This is a genomic window from Ruegeria sp. E5 (assembly GCF_056534105.1).
The window spans coordinates 152,638-165,437 of the sequence record NZ_JBQFPA010000001.1; the positions used below are offsets into that span (position 1 = coordinate 152,638).

A 12,800-nucleotide genomic window follows, 5' to 3' on the forward strand; every position below is an offset into this window, starting at 1 on the left:
ATGCAACGAGGCTTTCCATGCTGCCCGAACTCAATGACCTGAACAGTTTCCGCAATGCGCTGACCGGCGCACCCGGTCCGGACACCGCTGCCAAGCAGGGCGCGGAAGAGCGCAACGGTCAACTAACCAAACCGCCCGGCGCGTTGGGGCGGCTTGAGGATCTAGCGATCTGGTATGCAGGTTGGCGCGGGGATGCGCGGCCTCAGATCAACGCGCCACAGGTCATCGTGTTTGCGGGCAACCATGGTGTCACGGCGCAAGGCGTTTCGGCGTTCCCGCCCGAAGTGACGGTGCAGATGGTCATGAATTTCGAACATAGCGGCGCGGCGATCAACCAGTTGGCAAAGGCTGCGGGCGCTAAGATGGACGTGCACGCGCTGGAGCTGGACCGTCCGACCGCAGATTTTACCCATACCCCCGCGATGAGCGAAGAGGAATTTCTAAGCGCACTGCGCACAGGATGGCAGGCGGTTGATCCGCAGGCCGATCTGCTGGTTGTTGGAGAGATGGGGATCGGAAATACCACGCCGGCTGCCGCCATCGCTTGCGCGCTATTTGGCGGGGATGCTGCCGACTGGACTGGCCGCGGGACCGGTGTGGATGATGCAGGTCTGGCGAACAAAACCAGGGTTGTTGCGGAAGGCGTCGCTCTGCATGGTCAGGGCGATGGACTTCATATTCTAAGGTGCCTTGGCGGACGCGAGATTGCGGCTATGGCTGGTGCGATAGCCGCCGCGCGCGTATTGCGGATACCGGTCATTCTGGATGGATTCATCTGCACCGCAGCTGCAGCCTGTCTGGCGCAGATTTCGGAAACAGCGCTGGATCACACCATCGCGGGCCACCAAAGCGCCGAGGGCGCGCATGCCGCGATGCTGGGCAAGCTCGGCAAGGAGCCATTGCTGACCCTCGGCCTGCGCCTGGGCGAAGGCTCGGGCGGAGCGTTGGCGATCAATATTCTGAAAAGCGCGGTTGCTTGCCATTCCGGCATGGCGACATTCGCTGAAGCGGGTGTGTCGGCCGGTTAAGCCGACTTCTTGGCGTGTTCCTCGGCCAGTTCCAGCAGCGCGGTTTCCAGATCTTTTTCCAGTTGCCGCGCACGCTCGATGTATTTCTTGTTTTCGGCTGTCGGCATGCCGGGGATCCACAGTTCTGCAAGCTCGCGCACCGATCCCCGGTCGTGGTGATAGAAGGTCTGTTCGGCCTGTGCGGCCTCGTATTCACTGAGGCCGATATTCTCCAAAACATAGCGGCCCGCGCGTAGCGATCCGTCGAACATCTCGCGGACAATGTCGTTGGCCCCGGCCTGATAGAGTTCATAGACGTGGTTGCGGTCGCGGGCGCGGGCGATGATGTGCAGATCGGGCCGCTGGCGGCGGGCATATCCGACGAGACGTGTGACCTGTTTGTAGTCATCCATGGCCGCGACAAGGACCGCTGCCTTTTCGATTCCAGCAGCGCGCAGCAATTCGGGGCGAGTGGGGTCGCCAAGGAAGCCTTTGACACCGAACCGTCGCATCAGCTGGATCGTTTCGATATCGTGGTCCAGAACAACTGTTTTAAACCCGCTTGCCTGTACCAGCCGGTTCACGATCTGCCCAAAGCGACCGATCCCGGCGATGATGACAGGGCCTTTTTCGTCGATCTGATCGGGTTCAACCTGCGGATTGCTCTCGCCGAGAAAGCGCGAAAGTACGTCGTAGACGATAAACAGAAGCGGTGTGATCAACATGGTCAGCGCAATGATCATCAACAGTTTTTGCGACAAACCCGGTGGAATCACGTTCTGCTGCGTAGAAAACGCCAACAAGACAAAGCCGAATTCGCCGGCCTGGGCCAAACCCAGCGTGAACAGCCAGTGATCGCGCCCGCGCAGCTTGAAGGCGCGCCCGACGATGAACAGGATGATCCCCTTGGCCAGTATGACCAGCAAGGCCAAACCGATCAGGTCAAACGGGTCGGCGAAGAAATACCCGATATCGATCCCAGCGCCCACGGTGATGAAGAACAGGCCCAGCAACAGCCCCTTGAACGGCTCAAGGTCGCTTTCCATTTCGTGTCGGAACTCCGAACTGGCCAGAACCACTCCGGCGAGAAACGCGCCAAGAGCGGGCGACAGGCCCACAAGGGTCATCAGGAACGAGATGCCGACCACGATCATTAGCGCCAGTGCCGTATACATCTCGCGCAGGTGGGTGGCGTGGATGAAACGGAACAGTGGGCGGGTCAGGTAGATGCCGGCCAATACGACAAACGCGACGGCGCCAATGGTGACAAGCGTAACGGCCCAGCCGGGCAGTCCTTCGACCAGCGAGAGTTTGGCGTGATAGTCCGCGTCTTTGGCTATGCCTACGCCACGGCTGATGGAGCCGTCATCTTCGATATGGATACTTGCGGGCAGGGCAAGCAGCGGCAGAAAAGCTAGGATCGGGATTACGGCAATGTCCTGCGTCAGCAGGACCGAGAAGGTTGCTCGACCTCCGTTGGTTTGCATCAGGCCCTTTTCGGACAGGGTCTGCAGCACGATTGCCGTGGAAGAAAGTGACAAGGTTAATCCAACCGCCAGCGCCACCGACCATTGATGACCAGCATAAAACGCCACAGCTGCGATTGCTGCGGTCGACAGGCCGACCTGCAGCCCGCCCAAGCCTAACAATTTGTCCCGCATATCCCACAAGGCACGGGGCTCAAGCTCGAGCCCGATCAGGAACAGCATCATCACGACGCCGAATTCGGCCACATGCTGCAGGCTTTCCGTCTCGGCCCCGACAAGGCCCAAAATGGGACCAATCGCGATGCCTGCGGCCAGATAACCCAGCACCGATCCCAGACCCAAACGGGCGGAAAGCGGCACCGCGATCACCGCAGCTGCCAGATAGATCGATGCCTGATAAAGGAACTCGTTCATTATTGTCCTCTTAAATCCGCTCAGGTCGGGAGCGGCGCGTCGCGTTTCAATTGGTCCATCACGATCTGGCTTTGCACCCGTGCAACTGCAGGATGCGGCAGGATCACTTCGTGAAGCAAGGTATTGAGTGCGGATAAGTCGTCACAATAGACATGAAGCAGGTAATCTGCCTCACCTGTCATCGTCCAGGCGCTGGTGATCTCGGGGCGGGTGTTGACCATGCGGGCGAAGCCTGCGGATTGTTCGGGGCCATGAGTGCCCAGATGCACCTGAATGAACCCCTGAACCTGTAGCCCCAGCCTCAGCGGGTCCAGTCGTGCGGTGTACCCAGTGATATAACCCTCGGCCTCAAGGCGCTGTCGGCGACGGCCCGCCTGACTGGCGGATAGATTCAGCACATCACCCAATTGCTGCGACGTCAGATGCGCGTCGCGCTGCAAAGCTGCGAGTATTCCGATATCAATCCGATCCAGCACGTGCGGCGTTTCCCCAAAATTTGCAATCAATATGCGGAAAGTACGCATCTAAACTTAGTTTATACGAAAACAATGCGCAGAAACAGCACTCATTAAGGCGTATTTTTGAATCAGCAAAGAAATTCCTGTTTTCCGAGGAGACGCGCCATGGGTCCTTTCCCGCATAACGCCCCGAAATCTGTCATCAGCGAAGAAAACCCAGCCGGTACCGATGGGTTTGAGTTTGTTGAATTCGCACACCCCGAGCCGCAAGAGCTGCGAGACCTGTTTGCGCGAATGGGCTTCGACTATGTCGGCTATCACCGCAACACCCCCAAGGTTGAGCTTTGGCAACAGGGTGATGTAACCTACATCCTGAACGCGGATCCTGACAGTTTTGCAGCCAAATTCGTGGCCGAGCACGGCCCCTGCGCCCCTGCCATGGGCTGGCGCGTTGTTGATGCTCAGAAGGCCTATGAACACGCGATCGCCAAAGGGGCTGAGCCTTATGATGGCGCAGACAAGACCATGAATGTTCCGGCGATCAAGGGCATTGGTGGTTCGCTGATCTACTTCATCGATCAGTATTATGACACCTCGCCCTACAACGAGGAATTTGAATGGCTGGAGCAGTCAAAACCGCGCGGCGATGGGTTCTACTATCTCGATCACCTGACCCACAACGTGTTCAAGGGCAACATGGACAAGTGGTTCAAATTCTACGGCGACCTGTTCAACTTCCGTGAAATCCGCTTTTTCGACATTCAAGGTAAGTTCACCGGGCTTTACAGTCGCGCGTTGACTTCACCTTGTGGTCGCATCCGAATTCCGATCAATGAAGATCGTGGCGAGACCGGACAGATCGTCTCCTACCTGAAGAAGTACAATGGCGAAGGCATCCAGCATATCGCGGTGGGCAGCGACGACATCTACGCCTCGACCGATGCCATTGCCGAGAAGGGTCTGAAGTTCATGCCCGGTCCGAACGAGGCCTATTATGACATGTCTTACGACCGTGTGTCCGGCCATGATGAGCCCAAGCATCGGATGATGAAGCACGGCATTCTGATCGACGGCGAAGGTGTAGTTGATGGCGGTGAGACCAAGATTCTGCTGCAGATCTTTTCGAAAACAGTCATTGGCCCGATCTTCTTTGAGTTCATTCAGCGTAAAGGGGATGACGGGTTTGGTGAGGGCAACTTCAAAGCCCTGTTTGAATCGATCGAACGCGAGCAGATCGAGTCGGGTGAAATCTCGGCAGCCTAAACATGAATCAATGAAATCAACCGAGCGCCGTGTCTGACCGACATGGCGCTTTTTCTTTACCCGCGCGGCATCTTGAGCGTGATGTTCTTGCCGCGCTTCTGATAGCGCAACTCGCTGTCGCCGATGGCGATGACATTACCTCCGTCGATGCGATCGCCCACCTTCAGCTTTTTGTAGCGTCCGCTGGGCAGGCGGACCAAAGCACGGCGGTTTGCCGGGGTGCCGTACACGCCGATTAGGTTCAACTTGCGCAGGTTAATCGCGTTGTCGATGGTTGCTTGTCGCGCAACTGACGCGGAAGACGGAATTTTGGGATTGACCGTTCTGGGTTGGAACGAACCAACTTCATCGGCATTACTGGCCACATTTGCGGTCGAGGCCAGCGCTGCACTCCCAGAACTAGGTTGCCGTGTCGCGCGCGCCGTGATGCTGGCAGGCCTGATTTTTGGACGGGGTACCCGTACAACAGCCAGCGCAGTCGGGGTTTCATCGACCTGCGGAGGGGTTTGCAGAGACTCGGGCCGCAGCTTGGGCCGGACCGAGGCCAGTTCTTGCCGGGATCGACCGCCAAGTTGCTGGCGTTCGAATTGATCCACCAGATTTTCCGGGCGTGGCCGTGGGCGAAACGCCGCGAGTCTCTCATCGAACTCTTCTATGACAACGGGTTCTGTTTCGAACCTGGTTGGGGGTTCGGGGGGCACGGACGCGGGACGACCCAGATAAACCATTACACCGGCCGGGTTCAGCGTGCCTTCGGCACTTGGCGTCACAAGTCCGCGTTCATCCAGGTTGAACCGCTGCCCCGCTTGGCCTGGCAAAGAGATCGACTCAAAAGACGCATCTGTGTCGAGGCTGGCAAGTTCGGGTAGTGCGACGGAATCGGTCGACAGGTCCGAGCGATCGACCGATGTGAGATATTGATTATCCACGCCAGCCACAGGCGCTGGCTCCAGTTCTGAAGGTTCAACAGGGGCGGTGCCGGTAAACTCACGAAACTCGGTTCTGCTCTCTGGCAGATCAGCGATGTCTTCGACCGGCTCCGGTTCAATCTTCAGTGCTTCGAGAATGGCCTCGTCCGTGGGGGTGAGCACCGGTTCTTCCTCTGCCACTTCAGGTTCTTGTGGGAGGCTTGCGATCTCGGTTTCCTGAGGTTCGGGTTGTGCCTGCGGTTCTGCAGTTGCAATTTCTGGCTCTGGCTGCAGCTCGGGCTCTAACGGTTCGGCCACTTCGACAATTTCGGGGTCAGAGCTGTTGTAAGACCAGACACCCAGCAACATTCCAACCACAACCGACGCTGCGATCGCAGGAATTGCAAAGCGTTTCAGATCCGTTCCTGTCTTGGCAGACGAGGGCAGTGCTTTGGTAGCAGGCTCAAATGCAGGGGGGGCTGCATCTTCAGCGATGGCGTGAACCGGTATGTCCGGCGTATCAACGGGTTTGGGGGCCGCAATCACAGCGTCCTCATCCACAATGATCGGCAGTTCCAGAAATGGCGCGTCCAGAGCATCGTTGCCGGTTGCGCTGACCCAGAATGCCTCGGGGATAAAGCCATGATCGGTGGCAAATGCGCTGGCTTCGTCCAGCGTTTGCTGGGCCACAGCGGCAACCGGGGTCTCAGTCCCCGCGTTGCCCGCGACATAAGCCAGCTCTGATAGCTCATAGGGCGTGGCTGCGGCCAACGTATCCTTGACCTTTTTCGCCGCTGCATCGGTGTCCAAACCATCGGTGTCGACAACCAAGAGGCGCACCTGATCGGATGGAATAACAAGCTTGCAACTCAGGTCATTTTCCAGCGCGAATCCCTGATCCCGAAGGGCCTGCATCTGGTCCGCGAAATCCGACGCATCTAACGGAACGGTTCCAATGCAGTACCAGTCTCCATCCGACTGATGATGCAAGGAAATGCCGTTTTCAGAAAATGACAGCGCAAAGGCGGGTTTCATAATCGCGATGAACCATAATTGTCGGCTTTTATGCAAACGCTTAGATGTCTGCCCGCCGAGATTAGAGCAGGAACTCGCCGAGGGAAAGAAAAAGGCACGTTTCCCCCTTGCCGTGTACGGGCCCGACCACCCATCTTGAGAGCAAGCATCAAGGAGGGATCATCTTGAAGACACTTGCTTTTTTGGCCGCCATGGCCGCTGCCACCGCGACTCTGCCCGCCCATGCGGAAGAACGTCGCATCTCGGTCAGCGGGACCGGTACGGCTCTGGTTGCACCCGATATGGCAACGATAACACTGGGCGTGACCAATCAGGATGCGCAGGCATCGGTAGCGATGCAGGCGACCTCGGACGCGGTGACGCAGATCCTCAAACGACTGGACGAAATGGGATTGGAGGCGCGCGATGTTCAGACGCGCGATCTTTCGCTTTCACCGGTCTGGTCGGGGCGCAGCAATTCCAGCAATGAGCCACCCAAGATCACTGGGTTCACCGCGTCCAACCGCGTTTCGGTACGCGTGCGGGATCTGGATAATCTGGGCCAGATCATGGATGCGGTCATCAAGGACGGTGCCAATGATTTCGGCGGTCTGAGCTTTGGCGTGCAAGAGCCCAAACCGCTTGAGGCTGAAGCACGGGCCAAAGCTGTGGCAGATGCGACCGAGAAGGCGCAGCAACTGGCGCAGGCGTCCGGAGTTACCCTGGGTCCCGTCCTATCGATCAACGACCACGGCGGAGGTGTTCGCCCGATGGCTCAGATGCGCGAGATGGCGATGTCGGACGCCGGTGGCGTGCCGGTCGCAGGCGGAGAGATTTCCGTTTCGGTCAATATCGCGATGGAGTTCGAAATCGCGGAGTAAGCTACGATCCAACGCGGGCTTGCAGCGGTTGGCGCTGCTGGCCCGATGCATCGAAATTCCCCGGCGCAAGCCAGTTCTCGAATGCCGCGCGAATGCGCGGCCACTCGCTGTCGATAATCGAAAACCACGCCGTATCCCGGTTGCGTCCTTTGTAATGTGTCGCCTGCCGGAAGACGCCCTCGAACGTGAAACCCAAACGTTCAGCTGCGCGTTTTGATGGCGCGTTCAGCGCATCGCATTTCCATTCGTAGCGGCGATAGCCAAGCTCATCGAATACCCGGCGCATCATCAGATACATCACTTCGGTCGATTGCGGTTTACGCTGCAGCAGAGGTGAGAAATGGATGTGGCCCACTTCGATCGCACCCGCGGCTGGTTCGACTCGAAGGTACGAGGCCATCCCGACGGGTACCTCATCCGCGTCGAGCACTGTATGGAACATCGGGTCCGCATCCATGCAATTTGACTGCGCCCATGCGGTGAAATCCGCCTCAGAGTCGAACGGGCCGTAGGGAAGGTAAGTCCAATTGCGGCCGTCCATGTCATTGGCAAACGCCCGGTACAAGCCGGGCGCGTGCCTGTTTACATCCAATGGCACAACGGAACAGAACCGGCCCTGCATCGGTGTGTAAGGTGGCGTGGGGCGAGGGAACTCGCCCGTGACCGAAAAACCGATGGGTTGACCCAGTTCATTTGTGTTGTGCCCGGTCATCGGATCAGGCGCTGGCTTTGGACAGAGCCTGATCGAGATCAGCGATCAGATCGTCTGCATCCTCGATCCCGATGGACACGCGCACCACTCCAGGGCCTGCGCCTGCAGCTTCCTGCTGCTCGGGCGTCAACTGACGGTGTGTGGTCGAGGCCGAGTGGATGATCAGCGACCGTGCGTCGCCAAGGTTGGCCACGTGGCTGAAGATCTCAAGCGCGTTCACCAGCTTTACGCAGGCGTCATAGCCGCCCTTGACCGCAAAGGTGAACAGGGCGCCCGCGCCGCGCGGGTAGTGCTTTTTTACCCTGTCGCTATAAGGCGAGGATGGCAGGCCAGCATATGTCACGTAATCCACACGGTCGTCTGCCTCGAGCCACGCTGCTATTTTCTGCGCGTTTTCGACATGGCGCTCCATCCGTAGCGATAGCGTTTCTATCCCCATCAGTGTGTAATGCGCCGCCTGAGGGTTCATCGTCATGCCCAGATCGCGTAGACCGATCGCGATGCCGTGGAATGTAAAGGCGAGCGGGCCGAAGGTCTCGTGGAATTTCAGGCCGTGATAGGCGGATTCGGGTTCGCTGAGCGAGGGGAACTTGTCATTCGCCGACCAGTCGAACTTGCCCGAATCCACGATGCAGCCGCCGGTCACGGTGCCGTTGCCGGTCAGGTACTTGGTGGTCGAGTGAACGACCAGAGTCGCGCCGTGTTCAATCGGGCGGCACAGGTAGGGCGTGGCCGAGGTGTTGTCGACGATCAGCGGAATGCCTGCTGCGTCCGCCACATCCGCCAGCGCACGGATATCGGTGACATAACCGCCCGGGTTGGCGATGGATTCGCAGAACACCGCGCGGGTGTTTTCGTCGATAGCGTCCTTGACGGCGTCCAGATCATCGGTGTCGACAAACTTGGCCGACCAGCCAAAGCGTTTGATCGTCTGGCTGAACTGCGTGACCGTGCCGCCGTACAGACGGGTCGAAGCCACCACGTTGCAGCCCGGTCCCATCAGCGGGAACAGCGCCATGATCTGCGCCGCGTGACCCGAGGAACAGCACACCGCGCCAACGCCGCCCTCAAGCGTCGCCACACGTTCCTGCAGCACGGCAACCGTCGGGTTGGTCAGGCGGGAATAGATGAACCCCACTTCCTGCAGATTGAACAGCGCGGCGGCGTGGTCAGCGTCGCGGAAGACATAAGCGGTGGTCTGGTAGATCGGTGTCTGGCGCGCGCCTGTGGCAGGGTCGGGGCGGGCCCCGGCGTGAATTTGCAGCGTGTCAAAACCGTAGGTGGGTCCGTCAGACATCGAGGAAATCTCCTGTTGGAATGTGTGTTGCTGAATCTCTAGGACATTGGCTCGCCCGGCACAATGTCCGCGTCACCGCAGCCAAAGCCCCTTGGACTTGATCGTTTTGCGAATGACCTGTTCGCGTGCGGGCAGGTTGTTTCGGTCGAACAATGCCCGGATCTTCGCACCCTTGCGCTGTATCACCAGCTTCTTCAGTGGATCATAGCCTTTGAGCACTTTTTTGATCTTGTTCGGGGCCACGACGGTTTCCAATATCTCGACCACATGATCGCTTTCGCGGGCGTAGAGCATCGGGAACAGGCGATAGTGGCAGCTGATCCGACCATCCAGCAGGCCCTCGGGCAGGGCATCCCGTCCGCCACCGAAGGAATGGATGACCAGCGGCAAGGCGATCTGATCTAGCCACGGGTTCAGAACTTGCCCGGTCAGTTCGGGGATTTCCTCGTCGCGAATGGTGCGGGCATAGCCCATAAACCGCTCACCAAATTGGCGGGGGCATTTGTAGAAGAAATAACCGGCGTTAAAATACAGGTAGCGCCGCCAATAACCCTCGGGCTGGCTGGGATCGAGAGAGCTTTCGAAATCCAGCCCGAACCGGTCATACAGTGCGCGCCAGATACCCTCATTTCCTGGGCCGTAGAGCGTGGGTTTGGGCCATGTTCCCTCGACCCGAAGTGAGGCGCCGGGCTGTTCGAAATCGAACGGGACGTCGGAAATTTCGCCGGTGATCAGAGTGTCGGAGTCGAAGAAGACAAAGGGCTTACCCTCTGGCATCGCCAGCAAAGCTTCGATCTTGTTGCCATTGGGATAGCTCGAGCCAAAAGCATGAGACTCAAAAGGCAGAATCTCGGCACCCAGATGCTGCAGGGCTTCAAGAACTTCGGCATCCTGAATGCTGGGGTTCTGAGGCCAAAGAGGGCCGGGCTGTGGTACCCCCACGAACAGCCGACCTTTGAACCCTGGTGAGCTGTGGCGCAGCGAGGCGGCGAACAAAAGCGCCTCGTATTGCAGCCGGTTGTTTTGCCCGATGATGAGGATGTTAAATGTCGCCGGGCTTGCCTGCATCGTGTCGCGCTTTCTGATCGGGCCGGTATTCGGCCGCCGCCTCAACCGGAAGTACAACAAGCTGTGAAGGGCGTCAAAACCCCAAACATGACCGGTTTGCAAATCCGGCTCGTGCTCCCATCTAATGTGACAGCAACGCAGGAGGATTGCATATGCGGGTCAATGCAGATTTCACACAGCGGGTCGCCGTTCACTTTGATCAGACCGAATGGGTCGCGTCACCGGCTGCTGGCGTCGAACGCAAGATGCTGGACCGCATTGGCTAGGAAGTGGCGCGTGCCACAACCATCGTGCGCTTTGCCCCCGGCAGCGCGTTTTCGTCGCATACTCATGACGGGGGTGAGGAATATCTGGTGCTGGACGGAGTGTTCCAGGATGAAACCGGAGATTTCCCTGTCGGCAGCTATGTACGCAATCCCCCGACGTCCTCCCATACACCCTCGGCCAGCGAAGGCGCGACTATTCTGGTCAAATTGCATCAGTTCGACCCCGATGACCGCACCGAGGTTCGGCGCTCGATCAACGGGGGCGGAGATATCGATTTGTTCAAGGATGTGCATGAGGATGTCCAGGTGCAAACCTGGGGCGCGGACGAACATATTGAATTGGACGCCGATAAGGGGTTTGAGGTCTTTGTTATCGAAGGTGGCTTTGCCGAGGCGGGCGAAGAATTTGGCACTTGGGACTGGTTGCGCTTGCCGCCTGGATCACGCTTTGCTGCTGTAGCAGGTGAGGGCGGAGCCCGTGTTTGGATCAAATCCGGCCACCTGGGTGGGATGGTCTGAGCCACCGCTGCCAACAAAATAGGCAATTTCTGACTGAATCCGGGCCATTCCGCCCGGATTTTTCATTTTTTGACCATTTGGCAAATTTTACCAATTGATAAAAAATCAGATTGTGGCAAGCTAGGGTCCATAACAAACATATCTACAGGGAGTAGAGTGATGGCACAGGGCCAGATGGCACCCGGGATCGTCTCCGGGCGGCTTTCCAGCGATGAGCTGACCTCGAATTTCACCGATCTGCATCCGCCACTGGCCCCGCACGAGGCCGCCGTGGCCGCCGATCGATGCTATTTCTGCTATGACGCGCCATGTGTGACGGCCTGTCCGACGGATATCGATATTCCGTTGTTCATTCGCCAGATTCAGGCCGGGCAACCGCAGGCGGCAGGGCAGACCATTCTGGAGCAGAACATTCTGGGCGGCATGTGTGCCCGGGTTTGTCCGACCGAAACTTTGTGTGAAGAGGCTTGCGTGCGTGAGACGGCCGAAGGCAAGCCGGTCGAGATCGGACGCCTGCAGCGTTATGCAACCGATGATGTGATGGCCTCGGGTGCGCATCCGTTCGAGCGCGCCGCATCAACCGGCAAGACAATTGCCGTAGTTGGGGCAGGGCCCGCCGGTCTGGCCTGTGCGCATCGTCTGGCGATGCAGGGGCACGATGTGGTGATCCACGAAGGCAAGCCCAAGCCAGGCGGTCTGAACGAATACGGGATTGCGGCGTATAAATCTACCAATGATTTTGCACAGGCCGAGGTCGATTGGCTGCTTAAAATAGGCGGGATCGCGATCGAGACCGGTTCGATTCTGGGAGAGACGATTTCTCTGGAAGGGTTGCAGGAGAACTATGACGCTGTTTTCCTGTCAATAGGACTTGCGGGGGTGAACGCACTGCGGGCTGATGGGGTCGATAAAGACGGGGTGCGCCCGGCGGTCGACTTTATCTCGGATGTGCGACAGGCCAGCGATCTGGTTGATCTACCTGTGGGTCGCAATGTCGTTGTGATTGGCGGTGGTATGACTGCCGTAGATGCGGCAGTGAAATCGAAACTGCTAGGCGCTGAGCACGTCACCATCGCCTATCGCCGAGGTCGCGACGCGATGGGTGCCAGCCGGTACGAACAGGATTTGGCGGCGTCGCATGGTGTTCGGATTCTCTGCAATGTTCAGCCGGTGGCTATTCACGGAAATGGTGCCGCAGCAGAGATCGAATTGGAGTATACTGCTAGCCATGATGGTCGACTGACCGGAACGGGTGAAACTGTCCGTGTGCCCGCCGATCAGGTTTTTAAGGCCATCGGTCAGACGCTTGACGGTGCGCCGGAAGGCCTAACGCTGGATGGCAATAAGATTGCCGTGACCGGGGCGGGACGCACTTCAATGACCGGTGTGTGGGCTGGCGGAGACTGTGCGGCAGGTGGCGAAGACCTGACCGTGACCGCCGTAGCCGAAGGTCGCGATGCCGCGATGGATATCCACGCTGCACTGAGCGCGTGAAACTCAAAGACA

Annotated in this window: 10 protein-coding genes and 1 pseudogene; 5 read left to right on the forward strand and 6 right to left on the reverse strand. The window is 58.4% G+C overall.

Going from position 1 to position 12,800, the window contains the following annotated elements:
- Positions 1-17: 17 nt before the first annotated feature.
- Positions 18-1,028 carry a nicotinate-nucleotide--dimethylbenzimidazole phosphoribosyltransferase gene (gene cobT / locus ACR0BI_RS00810; RefSeq protein WP_480561697.1) on the forward strand — a complete coding sequence of 337 codons (1,011 nt, stop codon included), beginning with the start codon at positions 18-20 and terminating at the stop codon, positions 1,026-1,028.
- On the opposite strand, the gene ACR0BI_RS00815 is transcribed toward cobT, so the two are convergent.
- Positions 1,025-2,908, reverse strand: a complete 1,884-nt coding sequence (locus tag ACR0BI_RS00815; RefSeq protein ID WP_170393396.1) for a monovalent cation:proton antiporter-2 (CPA2) family protein — start codon at positions 2,906-2,908, stop codon at positions 1,025-1,027. The two genes, cobT and ACR0BI_RS00815, sit on opposite strands and share 4 nt — an antisense overlap.
- A gap of 20 nt (positions 2,909-2,928) precedes the next feature.
- Entirely contained in the window at positions 2,929-3,384 is a 456-nt protein-coding gene (locus ACR0BI_RS00820; RefSeq protein ID WP_170405101.1) for an Lrp/AsnC family transcriptional regulator, read from the reverse strand.
- A 147-nt stretch (positions 3,385-3,531) separates the two neighbouring features.
- Here ACR0BI_RS00820 and hppD point away from each other — a divergent pair, with 147 nt between their 5' ends.
- Entirely contained in the window at positions 3,532-4,629 is a 1,098-nt protein-coding gene (gene hppD, locus ACR0BI_RS00825; RefSeq protein WP_170393394.1) for a 4-hydroxyphenylpyruvate dioxygenase, read from the forward strand.
- 56 nt (positions 4,630-4,685) lie between these two features.
- On the opposite strand, the gene ACR0BI_RS00830 is transcribed toward hppD, so the two are convergent.
- Positions 4,686-6,572 (reverse strand): hypothetical protein, encoded by a 1,887-nt coding sequence (locus tag ACR0BI_RS00830; protein ID WP_170801161.1) that lies wholly within the window; start codon positions 6,570-6,572, stop codon positions 4,686-4,688.
- A gap of 164 nt (positions 6,573-6,736) precedes the next feature.
- Between ACR0BI_RS00830 and ACR0BI_RS00835 the strand changes: the two genes are divergently transcribed.
- Entirely contained in the window at positions 6,737-7,432 is a 696-nt protein-coding gene (locus ACR0BI_RS00835; RefSeq protein WP_170421149.1) for an SIMPL domain-containing protein, read from the forward strand.
- Position 7,433: 1 nt separating this feature from the next.
- Here the strand turns inward: ACR0BI_RS00835 and ACR0BI_RS00840 are convergent, their stop codons facing one another.
- The 3 genes from ACR0BI_RS00840 to ACR0BI_RS00850 all read right to left on the reverse strand — a co-directional run bounded on the left by ACR0BI_RS00840 (position 7,434) and on the right by ACR0BI_RS00850 (position 10,509).
- Positions 7,434-8,144, reverse strand: a complete 711-nt coding sequence (locus tag ACR0BI_RS00840) for a GNAT family N-acetyltransferase (protein ID WP_170662233.1) — start codon at positions 8,142-8,144, stop codon at positions 7,434-7,436.
- Between the two features lie 4 nt (positions 8,145-8,148).
- On the reverse strand, positions 8,149-9,441 hold the full coding sequence (locus tag ACR0BI_RS00845; protein WP_170393386.1) for an O-acetylhomoserine aminocarboxypropyltransferase/cysteine synthase family protein: 1,293 nt from the start codon (positions 9,439-9,441) through the stop codon (positions 8,149-8,151).
- A 72-nt stretch (positions 9,442-9,513) separates the two neighbouring features.
- A complete protein-coding gene (locus tag ACR0BI_RS00850) occupies positions 9,514-10,509 on the reverse strand; it encodes a hypothetical protein (RefSeq protein ID WP_480561696.1) in 996 nt (331 codons plus the stop codon).
- Between the two features lie 152 nt (positions 10,510-10,661).
- Here ACR0BI_RS00850 and ACR0BI_RS00855 point away from each other — a divergent pair.
- Positions 10,662-11,294, forward strand: a pseudogene (locus tag ACR0BI_RS00855) (cupin domain-containing protein).
- Positions 11,295-11,453: 159 nt separating this feature from the next.
- Complete coding sequence (locus ACR0BI_RS00860; RefSeq protein ID WP_170405122.1) at positions 11,454-12,788, forward strand: NAD(P)-dependent oxidoreductase; 1,335 nt, start codon at positions 11,454-11,456, stop codon at positions 12,786-12,788.
- The last annotated feature ends 12 nt before the right edge of the window (positions 12,789-12,800 follow it).